Raw genomic sequence first — 13,861 nt, 5'->3', positions numbered from 1 at the left:
GATAACCCGATAGCCGCTTCCCTCATCGAACAGGGCGCGACGGTTATCCACACGACCGATAGCGGCGACGACGCAGACCATGTGGCACTGGCTCATGGGAGCACCGAACCACCGCTCACGACCACCGAAAGCTCATTCTGGCGGCGGTGTACGTCGCCGCTGCGACCAGCGATAGAGGAGATAACCCTTGCTGAAACGACTGGCGGAGCGGGTCATCGCCGCGATGACCCGGAGAGCTGGACTCAACACCCCGAGCCCCACGCCGCTGTCGAGCGCGCCTATCGAGTTCGACCTTGACCCTGACCCGTTTCGTAGCAAGCCCTACCGCCCCGAGTAAACCCCGCGCCTTGGGTGAGCGGCGCGGGGTTATTTGTCCCTCTGACCCTGCACCCTGTTAATGTCGCATTAGCACCAATTCGACCGTCCCGCAAGGCAACACACCGTATTTGCGACTAACGTCACACCGTCATTCATAGATTAATGTGTCTATGAATGGTAATGTAGTTGTTGTAAGGAAAAGGGGTTGCCGCCCCACACAACACAATTCAGGAGATACGAGAATGTCCGCTTCATCCGACGCCTTCAGCGATTACATGGACGACTACGGGTACGCCGAAGGCGATAGCGCCGTGGAGTCCTTCATCGACACCGCCTCTGAAGACATCCTCGCCGCGCACGGTAGGGAGATTGCCGACGCCGTGACCGACCATCTACGAGAAATCGCTGACGACATCTACGAAGCTATTGAGTGGTACGAACACCCTGAAGTGCACGCTGACGTGTACTTCTTGCCTGGCGTGTCGAAGCTCATCGAGAGCATGAGCGACTACGCCGCGTAGACCATCGGAACGGGGACTGGTGGCAGTCCCCGTTCCCCTCTCACCCTGGAGACCATCATGAGCACCAAGGACACCCTGACATCGGCGGAAGCTGCTGAGATGCTTGGTGTTTCACCGAGCACCCTAGCGACGTACCGATACCGAGGAACCTCACCGAAGTACACCCGCATCGGGCACCGAACTGTCGTCTACTCACGCCGCGACGTGGAGCGCTACATCAAGGCGCGTGACGCTGCGAAGGCTTGGCGGGACAAGACCCGCTAGGAAAGACGAAACGCCCCGGTTGCCGCCGAGGCGCTTCAGTACAACACAATTCAGATACGGAGATACTACCATGCACTACCTCACCTCTCACCGCCGCTGCGGACATCCGTTCGATGCGGACGAGAATCACCGAAATCGAGCGCTGGCGAGACACCGCTGACGACCTGTTCACTGGCATGTCGTTCCAAGCTGCGGTGGAAATCGCGGAGGTGGAAATCGTGGCTCTGGAAACCGAAATCCTTTCCTTGTGTGAGCGTTTCGGGATCAGCGAAGAGCCGTACACCGAGGTGGTGGCAGCGTGAGCGGGCACGAGAATCCCTGCCCCGAAACCGAGGCGCTGCTGGCGAAGCTGGACGCGGCGGGTGTCGAGTGTGAGGTAGTGAGCCTGGCGGAGGTGGTGGAGTCCGACATGCCGTTGTTCTTCTACCCGAAGGACTTCACAGGAGGCGGCGCTGCGTAGACCCTCACCAAGGAGACCAAGAACCGCCCCCGGAGATGTCCGGGGGCGGTTTTCGTGTAGGTGACCAAAGCGCGGGAAGTGGTGTCCCCTGCACAAATTAGTGTCCGAACCTCTGTGTTTGCTGTTAACGTCAGAACAACACCACAACGACGGGGAGACACCATGAAACACAAAATCGCGCTGGTAGCTGGGGCGATGGCACTCGCGGCGGGGGCATCACTGGGCGCGGCAACCACAGCGGCGGCAGACCCAGCGGGATGGGTCGGACCCTTCAGCAGCGATTGGACATGCGGGCAGCGTGCCTCCCAGATGATGGGCTCGGCAGCGCCCGCGCAATGCACGTACCGTAAGAATGATTCTCGCGGCGCGGGGTACTACTTCGTCTATCAGCCATAGCGGTGACGTCCCCACCGCCCACCCTGACATTCGGGGTGGGCAGTGGTGTTTCCGCTGGGTACCTACTGTTCGGGAGCCTGCAAGGCGGCGGTGTAGTGGGGACACCCGACGTTCGCTGAAATCACGTGACTGTACAGCGCTGCGCCGTACAGTCCGACCATGAACACACCTTCCGCGTCCACACCACCACAAGCCCGTTTCGGGATCGCCGTCGCGGCGGCGGCGCGGAGAGTACACCCTCACATCAGCGCGGCGTCGCACGGTGACATCGTTGCGGCGCTAACCGCTACCGCACGGGACCGGGCTGGTGTCAGTTTCACCGTGGGCGCGGGATCGTGGCTGCGAAAGCTCTACACCGGAATGAACAAGTCATGGCTCTCTGTCACGGCGGAGGACGAGTCGGGCTGGCTGACCATCGACCGTGAATCCGATGAGTACACACCTACCGCCGACACGGGTTCGTGGAGAATGGCGCGCCCGCTGCGCATTCACCGTGACTTACTCACGCCGCCTGATTTCCTGGGCGAACTGGCTACCGACGAGGAAGTGGGTATCGAAGGGCGGCACGCACGGGTTTTCGCACGTGGTGTGCGGCTGCCGCTCGCCAGCGCCGTTGCGCTGGATGAAGAGTATGCACGTGGCGACGTTGCGGAAGTGGTTCTGGAGAAGCTGGGTTCACGGGACTCCGCTGTGATCGACGCCGTGAACACCGAAACGGACACGGTGCTGGCGGAGGTTTTCGCCGCGTCACCCGCCAACGGTGCGGGTCCGGTGCGGTACATCATCGCGGGGTCGAGCGGAAAGCCTGTCGCGGCGAAGCTCACCGACATCGCGTTGCCGTACGCCGCCGCAACGGTGTCCTCACGCTCGGGAAGGGACACCGCGCGAATCAACGTGTATCTCCGCCGTGGATTTTGGCTACGGCGTAACCTTTAAACCTGTTGTGCCACAGCCGATTACGAGAACATCCCGCCGCTCAGACCACTTGCCACCCTCACGAGAGCCCACACGCCAGCCAAGAGGATCGTCAGGACGAGGAAACCAGCGGCGGGCGGCACAATCGCCCGTATCGGATTCCCGCCGTTTCGCCCGCCGCCCGCTTCAAACCTGCCCGTGCCCTTCTGTTTCACCCAGGCTGCGAGCATCAAGAGAACGATGAAAATTCCCACCGATACCGTGAGCGAGCCCATGACGATCCTGTCAACGAGGGCGGTCAATGAGCCGTTTGAGGTGCCATCGGATCGGTTGCCGAGACCAGCGGCGATGAGGGTCACCGATGCGGGTGTTGTGATCACAATTCGCCTCCCATGATGGACGCCTCCAAGCGGCGGTCTTCTTCCTTCGCAAACCGCTCTTTGAGTGCCTCTTTCAACGCGGGACTTCGGGGTTTCCACGTTTCGAGTTCCGTGATCGGTAGTGACGCAATCTCCACCAGGCGCTCCGAAATGTACTCATCACGGGTCAGCCGTTTCTTGGTTCCAGTGGCGCGCGGCGCGGTATCAGGTAACCGGAAACCAGCGGGAAGGTTCATCCCGCCGCGCAGGGCGTTCACCACGTCATCCGATGCGGGCAACTGCGCGGCGGGGAAACCTGCTGCCAGTGCCCCCGCTGCGGCAACCGCGAGGGTCGTCGCGCGGTATCGAGGGTCGGGCTTCCCGTCGTACAGGGGCGGTGTCCACCTCGTCCAGTTGTCAGCCACCCACTGCGCCAAGGCGTCGGTGCCCTTCTTACCGAACGCGGCGCTTCCGAGAGCTGATTTCTGCACACTCAACAAGCTCACCTCACCAACGGGCACACCTGCAACGTCGAGTTGCCGCACAATCTCCCACCACACCGAAACCCGCCGCTGCGCTGAAGGGTCAGCGGTCATGGTGCCCAAGTACGGGCGAACCATCACCACAAGGTCGGGTACACCGAAACGGGACTTCGTGATCGCCGAAACCACCTGCGCGGCGAGGTCAACGTGACGCCGCATTTCCTGTGCGGGGGCATGGTGTGAGGTCACGTCCGCCGCGTGAAGGTAGCCACATCGAGGTGTGGGGTCACCGTCCACCAGGCGTGCAATCGAGGTGTAGAAGACGGTCGTGTCCACAGCCACCACCGAGCGCGTCACAGGTCACCCCCGCCCCTGATCTGCTCACCTTGGATGCTTGACACCTTGTCGCTGTTAGGCGCTGCGGGGTCAGCGGTCACAGGTACCTCAGGGGTTGACGGGTCGTTGTCGTGATCCCACATACGTGGTCGAGGCTTCACCGTCGAGGTACCGCCCGCTCCCACGAAGGTTTCGTCCATCGGGTCGAACTTCTCAGCGCCCGGAAGCAGGTTCCCGTTGCGGTCGGTCATCACCACCAACTCGGTGTCCACGATTGCGGGCGTACCGCTCTTCTCCCACCCCGGCGTGGCGTTGATACCCAGGCGCGGGTAGAACCACGGCAGTGCCTCGGCGCGGGACTTCGCATCAGCCCACACCGCCCGCTGCTCATCGGTCAGCGCGGCGGTCAACGGTGTCGAGCCAGGCGAATAGTTGTAAGGAGTCTGCACCTCGATGACCCCCTCGGTTTCACGTTCGATGTACATGGCGGCACCAGGGCGTACAAGACGTGCGCCGATGCGCCGCGCGGTGTCTCGCAGCCGTTCGGGCACGAAGTCACCTTGGATCGTCCGCTCACCGGGGACACCAAGCAGCACTGCCAGACCGAATTGGTTTTGAAGGGCTACCGGGATCGTGTCCGCGTACACGTCTTGCGCCGCCAGGAGAAGGACGATGCGCGCCTCACGCCCCACCTTGATGATCTTCGCTAGGTCGTCCATGAAGGTGATCAACGCGTCCTTCTTGTCCAGATCGTTGATTTCGGACTTCATGAGCCCGAACTCGTCCAGCACCAATAGGATCGGGCTGTATCGGTCGTACGGGTTCGGGTCTGTTTTCTTGTTGATCGCAGCTTCTGATCGCCGCCGTTCCAACTCGTCGCATACTTCGCGCACCATGCGCAGATGCTGCGCCGCCGACGTGCTGACCATCCGCACATTTGGCTGTCCAGCGAGGGAGGCGTAGTCCGAACCCTTCCCGTCACCGCAATAGATTTCCGCGCCCAGACCGACACGGAACCAGTCAATGACGCCGCGAACCCAGACCGATTTACCGACACCAGGCTGACCCGCCGCGATGCAGTGTCGTGTGCTCTTGACGGTCGGCATGATTTCGTTCCCTCGCGCATCGACACCAACACACCAGGTTGCCGATGGGTACCTTTTCTTCGCCTCGTCCAACGACTTGGGCGGTTCGGCGGGCAGGAACGCTATGCCTGCGGGGAAATGGCTCGGGGCGTCGCGGAACTGAAGGATCAGTTCACCGTTGTCGCCATCGACGGCAACCAAGTTGCGGGCGTTGTGGACACCGCCCGCGTTGAACGCTGACCTGAGACGGTCAAGAACCGCCCCGCCGATGTCCCCTGCACGACGGTGGTCGTCGTGAGCGAAAGTCAACTCCAGTCCCTCGGGCGTGATGTCGATACCCACTAGCACGGGGACGTGCACCACGGTGCGGGGGCGGCTGTACACGGTGCCGTAAGCACCGCGCTCCTCCAGGTCAACGTCCTTGCCCTTCTCGTCCCTGTTGACTCCGGTCGCGCTGAGCATCTTGGCGAACACCTTGTCGTCGCGGATGTCCGCCAGGATCGGGTACCTATCCTCCATCTCCGCCAGCACTTCGTTCACCTCAGTCGCCCATGCGGCGAAACCGTCACGTGCACCGAGCTTGCTGCGGAGGGCGCTCGGGATGATGTCGTCTGGCGCGATTCCACCACCAGGTTGCAGCGCCAAAACGGGTCCAGCATCCGTGCGCTTCACACCCTCCACGCTGATGTTGATGCTGGACGGCATCGGCACTCGCCAGTGCCACACGATGATGGGGTTCGGGTTACCGTGCGCGCCACCGCTGTACTGCGTCACCGGGGTGGTGAGAAGCCTTTTCTCTTCCACCTCAGCGGACTTGCGGATACCACTGACGACACTCTGCGCGTCGCGCTTGACCTTCTCCTGCTCTTTCTCGATGAGCGCGGGGATGCCGTCAACGATTTTTCGCGCCTGATCAAACTGTGAATCGGCGCGGCGGCGCTGATAGTCCTGCTCCTTCAACCCGCGCATGTAGTTGTCGCGCGCGGACGGCACGTAGCCGTTGTTGCTGAAGAGACCCATCAGAGCCACGCTCCTTCCAATGACTCGGTTCGCTGTTGCCCGCGCGCAACAGCGGCGCGCGCCTTGGCGGTCTCCTGCTGCCGAAGGCTTTCGATTGCCTGCGCCCCGCTGCGCTGAACGCTGTAGAGCGCCTCGTCTCGCTCACGTTGCGCTGCCCATACGGGGTCACCGCCTCCTCTGCCGCCTCCGCGCGCGCCGCGTCCCCAGAAGTAGAGGAATGCGCCGAAACCCCCGAAGAAGACCCCGGAAATGAGCGTCATGGCGTCGCCGCCCATCAAACCGCCAAGGAGGAACATCGCACCGATGCCCATTAGGAGGATGCCGAACCACCGCGCTGCGCCCCGCATGGTCAGTCTCCGAACTGGACGCCGCGTCCCCAGCCACTGCGGGGGCGGTCATCGGTAGATGGGGAAGGCTCGGGCTGCACAGGATCGGTGTTCAGCCAGTCCTCGGTCTCGGGGAAATCCACCACCTCGGCGTCGATGTATCCAGTTCCATAGCCACCACCAGAGTTTGCTGAGTACCCGCCGTACCCCTGCTGCTGACGCCGCTCAGCTCGGGCTGCATGAGCTTGACGGGCGGCTGCCGCTGCCCTCGCACCACCGTCAGCGGCTGCACTGACGGTCGGTGAGAGCGCCCTATCCATGGGACGTGTCAGGGCGGATACCACCGCCACGAAGCCCGCCAGGACGGCGACGAGGAAACACAATCCCGCTATCCCAGCAAACAATTTTCCAGGGGTCACCGCGCCGACAGCGCAGTCCTGGAGGGTCACAAATCCGCCATCAGGTCGGGGGCGTTGGACGGGTGTGCATTTGGTCGCCGTACCGCCGAGCGCGGCGCTCAGCCCTCCCAGGAGGATGGCGGCGGCGAGGCTGCCCAGCGCAATTATCGTTGAGATTCTCATGTCAGAAACCTCCGTACATTGACTGCTTGATTTGGCTGCATTCGCGGGTCGCGCGGATGGCGATGATGAAGGCGACGGTGCCCACGATCCCGTTGACCACACCGATGGCTAGGAGTACGTAGCTCATCGTCGTCGGCTGCATCGTGTGGATGTACGGATTGGTGTGCGGGACAAGCGTCGCGCTGTACGCGGCGCTGATCACCAGCCCCAGGACGAACAACACGGCGAAAGTCGCCCACCAGCCCTGCATGCGCCGACGCGCGGCGTAGATGGGGTCATGGGTCATGGGCGGCTGCCCGTATGGGTCGTGAGGGTAGGTCATCGGTTCACGTCCTCTGCTGCCTTGACCTTCGCCGCCGCGTCCCGCTCCCGCGCCACGAGCCGTTCGCGCTCACGTTCTGCGATGAACTGTCCTCGTGGCTCATCGGAACGACGGGCGCGGCGAGCCACGATGAGGACGGCGATGAGGACACCGACGACAGCGGTCACCAGAAGGACGACGGGCGACACCGTGATAACCACCCCGGTGTCAGGCACATAGTCCACTCCGAAAATCGTCCGTTCCACGGACGCCAGCGCTGCGTCGAGCTTTTCGCCGTAGGGCGCGTTGGGGTCAGCGTTCGCGGCGATGTCGGTCAGAACGTCATCGAGTCCGCTAGGGGACGTGCCATATGAGCCCTCCAGGTGGTCGGGCAGTGGAATGGGCGTGGGTGTAGGTGTGGGTGACATTTCTTTCTTCTCTCTATATAGGTCTTGTGGTGGCTGCTAATGCGGCATTAGCAGTTCCGAGTTGGACCTAGTGCCGTCTCGGTGCTAGTTATGAGGGTAGCATGAATTAGCAAATTCTCCCCTGAAATCGGCGTGTCACCGTAAAACTTCCAGACGACCCACATTCCCCCAGCTCACAGCTCCAGCGATACATGTCATCAGGGCGGGGTGGGTGTATATATCGGAGCAACAGGCAAACCCTTTCGAGAGGCTAATCGGGGCGGCTTGGATGGGCGGGAATGGGGATTGTGGAATGGCGGTGGTGGGCATATCCGCTGTCCCCGTAATGTCCCCCGTAATCGGGGACATAACAAATGTCCCCGACCCGCTCGGCTTTCAAAATGGTGGGTATTTCGCGTGTTCAGAACTAGTTTTTGAAGAACAACACACCGCTTTCGCTCATGTGATGGGGACAGTTCCCGCTGTCCCCGCCAGAAGGCGGCTCGTAACGCGGCGGGTGTAGGAAAGCCAGACAGCAATCAGCCCCACGGGAGAGGTAAGTGTGGGGCTGATTGGGATTGGTGGGCGGTGGAGTCAGCCCACAACAGTGAGAGCGTGGCGCTCCTCTGCTTCCAGCTCCGCCAGGGCGTCACGGATTCGGCGAGCGGGATCGCGGCTCAGGCTCACCGCCCGCGACGCCTCGGATAGATTCCCGTCCGTCTCTCGAAGAACTTCGATGACTCGATGAACGACTCCCGGTGTCTGCTTCACCTTCGCGCGGTCGGCAACAGCAGCGGCGAACGACAAACTGTCGATGTCAATGTCGCTGTCATCGGCAGCGTCGTTGACAGCTTCGGCGACAGGTTTAGGCGTCGGCGGCAGTGTCGATGACGGGGTGTCGTTGACGGGGGTAGGTGTCGCCAGGCTGTCGATGGGCTGTCGCTGAACCGTCGATGGTGGGCTGTCGATGACCTGTCGATGGGGTGTCGGCGGCAGTGTCGGCACTGTCGCCGCGCCCCCGAACAGGCGAATCCGCGCCTTGGGCAGCAAGCCGATTGTGGCGATGGATTCCTCAACCTTGGACGCCTTCGCCTTCTTCACCCGCTTCATCGGCTTGTCGCCAAGGGCGAAAATCGCCAGCGTTGACAGTGCCATCACCACGTCGAACATGATCGGGAACAGCCACGCAATCCACATGGACGACATCACCGCGTAGTCCCGCGCGAAGTCCAACACCGCGATGAATGACAGGGTGAACGCGGCGCTGGCGGCGGAGACCGTGCCGATGATCAGCGTCCAGTACAGCCAGCCGTAGACCCTGTGCGGAAAGTCTTCAGCAGCGCCTCGACAAGGGCGAAGAACACAAGCGGCGGGATCGCGCCCAGCGCGCCAGCGACGATCCGCGCCGTGAGGTCGTCGTCCGCGCCAAGAACACCGTGGGCAGTATTCACGGCTACCGATGCGATGACGGACAGGATCAGGATGGCGTGCCAGACCCTCACAGCGGTGCCGTGGTCTTTCGTCTCCGGTGTCATATGTGCTTCCTCTCCAAGCAACATCAGCTAACTCCTAACCTTCTCTCCAGAACTCGTTCCCGCCAACGTCGGCTGGGGACGTGACAGGTCGGTGGTCTCCGATGTCTGCGCGCCGTTGGTGATTCGGCAGGTATGTCCGCTTGACGTTCATCTACTTGCCCACTCCGACGCGGTTCGTGGCTGCGTCCACCAGCCCCTTGGTGCGGGCAGCGACACGAACGCCCATGTTTGCTACACGTCGCCCGAAATCGTCGGATTCCATGAGCGGCTCGAAGGACACGAACACCAGTCGGCTGCGGTGGGTGGTTCGGATGACGCCCGTACGCAGTCCCAACTGCCGTGCTTCCTCGAAGCGGTCGCGCGGTGCCACGGTCTCACCGCGCAAGGGGCGGTTGGACAAGCTCTTCTTCACCTCGTTGTTGGTCAAGGTGGGGTCGGCGCGCTTGCCCTCCTTCACCTCTTTCGCCGCGCGGTGCAGCTTCGCTGCGATGGTGACCAGCACCTCGCGGACGGCTTCCGGTGCGTCCGAGATACGGCTTCGGTCAACGGTGGTGTCCGATACCAGGTGCTCGATGCGTTCCGTCTTGGTGTAGATGGCTCTCACACCGTCCACGGTGGTCTCTGCCGTTTTCTCCAGCGCTGACAGGCGACGCTCGATGTCCCCCGAAACGGGGACAGTTGCAGGAGTCTCGGCAGCCTCGGTCTTCTCGACAGCCTTCCCCTCGGTCTTCGCCACCGTGCGGGTGCCCTCGGGCTTCGGGGCGGGGGCGGGAGAAGTGGTGTCCCCTGCGGGGGCGGTGTTGGTCTTCGGGGTCTGCGGTATCTCGGGCTTCGGCGTCTCGATAACCTCGGGATCACTGAACGACGCCAGGTCACCAACGTCACCGCCTGCCGCCACGGCGATGGGTGCAGGTGCAGGCGTCACCGTTTCTGGCTTCTCAGTCTTCGGCACCTCAGGCACAGGGAGCGCCGCGTGGGTGGTCACCGTGCTATCCGTGACGGTGATGAACTTGGCGGCTTCCAGACGAGCCATCACCTCGTCCACATGGTCTGCGGTGACCTTGCGAACCTCATAACGAAACTTGTCCACCGTCATCCGTCGCCCAGGAGGCAGCACGCGGTAGACCGCGTTCGTCTCACGGCGGATGTCGCGTAAGGCTTCCGGTGTCCAGCGGTCATCGTCGGGGTGCTTGAACCACCGCGTAGTGGAGTCGCCCAACGCGGCGATGTTCTTCCGTACCGCCGCGTCGGCGGCGGCGATGGCTGCCAGTTCCAGCGACTCGGTCGGTAGCGCGGACTTACGTCCACGCATCTTGTCCCCGGTGCGGTCGGTGAGCACACCATCACGTAGTGCCACCAGTTTGTGGGCGCGAAGGTAGTTCAACGCTGTGTGGGTGGTGGGCGCGGTGTGCTCGATGCGGTCGTGTAGTCCCTCCACAGAGGGTGCCCCCGCCGCTCTCCAGTTCCAGCATGATGGCTCGGGCTGCGCGGTACACGTCGGTGTCGTCAGCTATCGCCACGCCACGGTCGCCGCGTCGGGTGACCACACCCTCGTCCAGCAGTTCGGACAGTGCCGTCACGGCGGCAGGCTGGGCGGACTGCGCGATGGACGCAACGCCACGGATTAGCGCTTCACGATGAATGTCACGGCGCGCAGCTCGGATGTCAGCGGGGTCGGGCTTTAAGAAGAGAGCCATCAGGTGTTGTCCTTTCTGTTCTTCGAGCAGCGGCGATGGTGGTCATGTCTCGTAACGTCCTTCGCGGGTCTCGCGGAGGTGCTGACGGATGGCGCTACGCACAAGGTCGTTGATGCTGTCGGCTTGCCAGAACATCGACCCGATGTCCGCGTTGATGCTCTACGTCACCGCTGCCACAACCTCTTTCACAAGGTCGGGGCGGCGAACCACCATGTACACCGAAACCTTCACGAACGGGGCGTTGTCCGCTGTATGCAGCGCGTTGCCGCACATCACGAGCGGACGCCCGCGTTCGTCCCATCCGATGATGGGGCGCTCTACGTATTCACTGTGCTCATCGTCGGTGTACACGGCGTATGCGCCGTAAAGCTCGGGGGTGTGGATGGTAGGCATTACTCACCGCCCGTCCACACCGCGCGGGGACGGCGGTGGCTCGGAACTACCGCTATCGGCAGGGTGTACGTGCCGTCGTCACGACGGACGACGCGCCCCGTGTCGGTGGCCGCGGAGAGCGCTTCTGTCAGCCACGCTCGGCTAGCCGCGCTCAACGACTGCTGGAGCTGGCTACGCGTCATAGCGCCGTTGCGTTCCAGCCTGCGGACGATGGCAGGCACTACCTGCTCAGGGTCTCGAATGGTCATTTGTCAGCCTTCCACTACTCGGAGTTTGGTTAATCTGCGTCCTTGGTAAATGGCGAACCACAGCGCGCCGTCGTATCCGGCTCGCCCTTCTGCCGCCAGAGCGCGAAGAAGCTCGCGCGCAACCTTGCGCTGCGCCGTGGACAGGTGTTGCTCGACGCCGCTCTGTGTCAACTCGCCGCGTTCAGCCAGCACCTGGTACACGCGGTCACGCCACTTGGCGAACTTCTTCTCTTCCAGGGCATCCCGTACTTCGTTTGCCGCGTTCTGCTCGATACCTCGGGCATGCCCCCGTGCCTCGGCGTCGGCTTTAGCCTGCTCTTGGCACACCGACCACACACCTGCTGCCTCGGCGACGCACACTTCCAGCAAGATGCCTGAAAGCCACCAATCCAAGTCGTCGGGCTCGCGGTGCCCCCACAGGAACCCCAGGCACACGGCTATCTTGATGCGGGTCAGCAAGAGGTGCCCTTCCATCACCAGGCGATCAGCCTCTGCCTGCTGCTCGGGGGTTTTCGCGGCGTACGGGAATCGGTTGGTCATCGCGTCCTGCTCAGCCTGAAACGCCAAAATGTCCGCCGTCATTTGAGGTGACCAGTGAACCCAGATCGGGTCCGGGAGGTCGGTCAGGTCGGCGTCCATCCGAATTTCGTGGGGAAGCACGGAACCCATCGCCTGCTGCGCGGGAGTGTTACCGAACAGCGGGAACGGAAACTCCGTACCAGCGGGCGGTGGAGCCACAGAAGGGCATTCGCTTGACGGTCGGCATTCCGTCGCAGGTACCCAGAGAAAGCGCTGAGGAGTTCCGTCCTTGGCTTGCGCCATGATCTGCTGAGCGGCGTACGGCTGCACACCCCATATAGCCGCCAGTCGTGCCATGTTCGCGGGGATAGACACGTTGCGGTCGCGGTCGGCGTTGGTCATACCTACGTCTGAGCCGATCCACAGTGATCGGAGCATGCCGCCCGTCTTCGACCCTTCACGGGCGAACTCGGCGTTCAGGGTCGCCACCTCGTCGGCGTGGATGGTCACGGAATGACGGAAGAAACGGGTCACAAGGTAGGGGGTGTCGAGAGGCTTACCCTCTTCGTCCTTGGACACCTTCACCGTCTCGGCGAAGGCTTTGACGATGCCCTGCCCGGTGCCGTCTGCGATGGTGCCGCCCAGCGGGGGCACCAGTTCCTTCGCGGCGCTCATGGTCGCCGTCTTGCCACCTGATGGTGGCGATACCTCTGCCACGTAGGTGTTCAGTGAGGTGCCGCCTGCCAAGGTCTTCCCCTCTTTACCGTTGCGGCGAACCAGAACCACATTCGGCGGTATCTGGCTCAGGCGGTGCGCCATCACGGCTACCAAAAGCCCCCACGGAGACATACGTCCTTCGCTGCGCGCAACCTGATGAATGCGCTGAAGTTGCGGCTTTGCGTTCCAGAAATTGGTGGTGGTTTCAATGTCGTCCAGGAGGTCGCCGTCAGTTGGCTCTCCGAATGGGTTCGGACGGTCGTACGGGTCAGCGGAGTTAGTCCGTGTTACATTTGACTTAGACATTTGAAGATTCCTTCCGGTGGAACCCCCTACTTGCTTGGCGGCGGGCGGGGGTTTCGTCGTTTCTAGGGCTTAGCGGTCGGTCGCGGCGTGGAGACGGTGACCCCATATCAGGAGCGCGTCGCGCGGGCGAACTAGCCACACGGTCACCCGCTGCCCGTTGCCCACGCGCTGGGCTGGAAGCCTTCCTGTGCGAATCGCATGGAGGACTGCGCCGCGTGTGACACCGAAGCGCTGCGCCGTTTCCGTCGCCGTCATGCGCGGCGCGTCAACGTCGAACAGGGCGTCTAGTTGTGTGTCGATGCCTACGCTCACGGCTTTCCTTTCATCCCGTCAATTGTTTGCTCAGTACGTCAACGCTATCTCCAGATTTCAGAATCGCCTACAAATTCGACACCCCTCGAAACAAGTGCAAATGAGAAAGTGGTGTCCCCTACCTGTGTATATGTGTAGATATCGACGTAACACCCTTCGCCATCACCGCAGCGTGAGGGCAGGGCGCAACGGACTCCAAGAAGTTTGCTGTTATGTTGACGTATACAGGCAATCGAAAGCATGTGTGACCAAGGTCACACCGAGTGCGGGCGTCGGGGGCGCGGAAGCAAGGCTGGATACCGCCCAAACCGCCGCCGCGAGGGTTTGGGCGGCGTATGGCTGCGTATGGCGATTTCGGGTCGA

At 62.4% G+C, this 13,861-nt stretch carries 18 protein-coding genes; 6 read left to right on the top strand and 12 right to left on the bottom strand.

The genetic code is table 11. The features are described 5' to 3' along the window. Nucleotides 1-187: 187 nt before the first annotated feature. From G6N67_RS25940 to G6N67_RS25915, 6 genes are all read left to right on the top strand, one after another. Complete coding sequence (locus G6N67_RS25940; RefSeq protein ID WP_163642294.1) at nucleotides 188-337, top strand: hypothetical protein; 150 nt, start codon at nucleotides 188-190, stop codon at nucleotides 335-337. Between the two features lie 223 nt (nucleotides 338-560). Further along, nucleotides 561-839 (top strand): hypothetical protein, encoded by a 279-nt coding sequence (locus G6N67_RS25935; RefSeq protein ID WP_036436371.1) that lies wholly within the window; start codon nucleotides 561-563, stop codon nucleotides 837-839. A gap of 57 nt (nucleotides 840-896) precedes the next feature. Next, complete coding sequence (locus G6N67_RS25930) at nucleotides 897-1,103, top strand: helix-turn-helix transcriptional regulator (protein WP_063835170.1); 207 nt, start codon at nucleotides 897-899, stop codon at nucleotides 1,101-1,103. Nucleotides 1,104-1,216: 113 nt separating this feature from the next. Further along, nucleotides 1,217-1,405 (top strand): hypothetical protein, encoded by a 189-nt coding sequence (locus tag G6N67_RS25925; protein WP_163642292.1) that lies wholly within the window; start codon nucleotides 1,217-1,219, stop codon nucleotides 1,403-1,405. After that, nucleotides 1,402-1,563, top strand: a complete 162-nt coding sequence (locus G6N67_RS25920) for a hypothetical protein (protein WP_163642290.1) — start codon at nucleotides 1,402-1,404, stop codon at nucleotides 1,561-1,563. Before G6N67_RS25925 ends, G6N67_RS25920 begins: the two co-directional genes overlap by 4 nt. A gap of 555 nt (nucleotides 1,564-2,118) precedes the next feature. Continuing rightward, on the top strand, nucleotides 2,119-2,895 hold the full coding sequence (locus tag G6N67_RS25915) for a hypothetical protein (RefSeq protein ID WP_131524759.1): 777 nt from the start codon (nucleotides 2,119-2,121) through the stop codon (nucleotides 2,893-2,895). 20 nt (nucleotides 2,896-2,915) lie between these two features. Here the strand turns inward: G6N67_RS25915 and G6N67_RS25910 are convergent, their stop codons facing one another. The 12 genes from G6N67_RS25910 to G6N67_RS25860 form a co-directional block, all read right to left on the bottom strand. After that, on the bottom strand, nucleotides 2,916-3,254 hold the full coding sequence (locus G6N67_RS25910; RefSeq protein ID WP_131524757.1) for a hypothetical protein: 339 nt from the start codon (nucleotides 3,252-3,254) through the stop codon (nucleotides 2,916-2,918). Beyond that, nucleotides 3,251-4,072: a hypothetical protein gene (locus G6N67_RS25905; protein ID WP_051578962.1), complete on the bottom strand. Its 822-nt coding sequence runs from the start codon at nucleotides 4,070-4,072 to the stop codon at nucleotides 3,251-3,253. Before G6N67_RS25905 ends, G6N67_RS25910 begins: the two co-directional genes overlap by 4 nt. After that, the gene (locus G6N67_RS25900) at nucleotides 4,069-6,156 is read right to left on the bottom strand and encodes a P-loop NTPase family protein (RefSeq protein WP_036436366.1); all 2,088 of its coding nucleotides are present in this window, start codon (nucleotides 6,154-6,156) and stop codon (nucleotides 4,069-4,071) included. Before G6N67_RS25900 ends, G6N67_RS25905 begins: the two co-directional genes overlap by 4 nt. Beyond that, a complete protein-coding gene (locus G6N67_RS25895) occupies nucleotides 6,156-6,503 on the bottom strand; it encodes a hypothetical protein (RefSeq protein ID WP_036436365.1) in 348 nt (115 codons plus the stop codon). The genes G6N67_RS25900 and G6N67_RS25895 overlap by 1 nt, the downstream gene beginning before the upstream one ends. A 561-nt stretch (nucleotides 6,504-7,064) precedes the next feature. Beyond that, nucleotides 7,065-7,385, bottom strand: coding sequence for an Asp23/Gls24 family envelope stress response protein (locus tag G6N67_RS25890; RefSeq protein WP_131524753.1), 321 nt, complete (start codon nucleotides 7,383-7,385; stop codon nucleotides 7,065-7,067). Beyond that, nucleotides 7,382-7,792 carry a hypothetical protein gene (locus G6N67_RS25885; RefSeq protein WP_036436362.1) on the bottom strand — a complete coding sequence of 137 codons (411 nt, stop codon included), beginning with the start codon at nucleotides 7,790-7,792 and terminating at the stop codon, nucleotides 7,382-7,384. The genes G6N67_RS25890 and G6N67_RS25885 overlap by 4 nt, the downstream gene beginning before the upstream one ends. Before the next feature lie 573 nt (nucleotides 7,793-8,365). Then, on the bottom strand, nucleotides 8,366-9,007 hold the full coding sequence (locus G6N67_RS25880) for a hypothetical protein (protein ID WP_235684062.1): 642 nt from the start codon (nucleotides 9,005-9,007) through the stop codon (nucleotides 8,366-8,368). Nucleotides 9,008-9,060: 53 nt separating this feature from the next. Then, nucleotides 9,061-9,306: a hypothetical protein gene (locus tag G6N67_RS39325; RefSeq protein WP_235684061.1), complete on the bottom strand. Its 246-nt coding sequence runs from the start codon at nucleotides 9,304-9,306 to the stop codon at nucleotides 9,061-9,063. A 151-nt stretch (nucleotides 9,307-9,457) separates the two neighbouring features. Beyond that, nucleotides 9,458-10,744 (bottom strand): hypothetical protein, encoded by a 1,287-nt coding sequence (locus G6N67_RS25875; RefSeq protein WP_163642288.1) that lies wholly within the window; start codon nucleotides 10,742-10,744, stop codon nucleotides 9,458-9,460. A gap of 418 nt (nucleotides 10,745-11,162) precedes the next feature. Continuing rightward, nucleotides 11,163-11,396, bottom strand: a complete 234-nt coding sequence (locus G6N67_RS25870) for a hypothetical protein (RefSeq protein WP_036436358.1) — start codon at nucleotides 11,394-11,396, stop codon at nucleotides 11,163-11,165. Next, the gene (locus G6N67_RS25865) at nucleotides 11,396-11,644 is read right to left on the bottom strand and encodes a hypothetical protein (protein ID WP_036436356.1); all 249 of its coding nucleotides are present in this window, start codon (nucleotides 11,642-11,644) and stop codon (nucleotides 11,396-11,398) included. Before G6N67_RS25865 ends, G6N67_RS25870 begins: the two co-directional genes overlap by 1 nt. Before the next feature lie 3 nt (nucleotides 11,645-11,647). After that, entirely contained in the window at nucleotides 11,648-13,186 is a 1,539-nt protein-coding gene (locus G6N67_RS25860) for a hypothetical protein (protein ID WP_131524749.1), read from the bottom strand. Between the last annotated feature and the right edge of the window lie 675 nt (nucleotides 13,187-13,861).

The sequence above is a fragment of the Mycolicibacterium mageritense genome (genome assembly GCF_010727475.1).
Taxonomy (GTDB): domain Bacteria; phylum Actinomycetota; class Actinomycetes; order Mycobacteriales; family Mycobacteriaceae; genus Mycobacterium; species Mycobacterium mageritense.
The sequence above is the reverse complement of the archived record's forward strand: the minus strand, read 5'-3'. Positions and strand labels throughout refer to the sequence as shown.

What these genes read in the sequence shown, in the direction of transcription:
- G6N67_RS25935 (WP_036436371.1), top strand. Translation starts at nt 561, where the DNA reads ATGTCCGCTTCATCCGACGCCTTCAGCGATTACATGGACGACTACGGG.
- G6N67_RS25930 (WP_063835170.1), top strand. Translation starts at nt 897, where the DNA reads ATGAGCACCAAGGACACCCTGACATCGGCGGAAGCTGCTGAGATGCTT.
- G6N67_RS25925 (WP_163642292.1), top strand. Translation starts at nt 1,217, where the DNA reads ATGCGGACGAGAATCACCGAAATCGAGCGCTGGCGAGACACCGCTGAC.
- G6N67_RS25915 (WP_131524759.1), top strand. Translation starts at nt 2,119, where the DNA reads ATGAACACACCTTCCGCGTCCACACCACCACAAGCCCGTTTCGGGATC.
- G6N67_RS25900 (WP_036436366.1), bottom strand. Translation starts at nt 6,156, where the DNA reads ATGGGTCTCTTCAGCAACAACGGCTACGTGCCGTCCGCGCGCGACAAC.
- G6N67_RS25895 (WP_036436365.1), bottom strand. Translation starts at nt 6,503, where the DNA reads ATGCGGGGCGCAGCGCGGTGGTTCGGCATCCTCCTAATGGGCATCGGT.
- G6N67_RS25890 (WP_131524753.1), bottom strand. Translation starts at nt 7,385, where the DNA reads ATGACCTACCCTCACGACCCATACGGGCAGCCGCCCATGACCCATGAC.
- G6N67_RS25885 (WP_036436362.1), bottom strand. Translation starts at nt 7,792, where the DNA reads ATGTCACCCACACCTACACCCACGCCCATTCCACTGCCCGACCACCTG.
- G6N67_RS39325 (WP_235684061.1), bottom strand. Translation starts at nt 9,306, where the DNA reads ATGACACCGGAGACGAAAGACCACGGCACCGCTGTGAGGGTCTGGCAC.
- G6N67_RS25870 (WP_036436358.1), bottom strand. Translation starts at nt 11,396, where the DNA reads ATGCCTACCATCCACACCCCCGAGCTTTACGGCGCATACGCCGTGTAC.
- G6N67_RS25865 (WP_036436356.1), bottom strand. Translation starts at nt 11,644, where the DNA reads ATGACCATTCGAGACCCTGAGCAGGTAGTGCCTGCCATCGTCCGCAGG.
- G6N67_RS25860 (WP_131524749.1), bottom strand. Translation starts at nt 13,186, where the DNA reads ATGTCTAAGTCAAATGTAACACGGACTAACTCCGCTGACCCGTACGAC.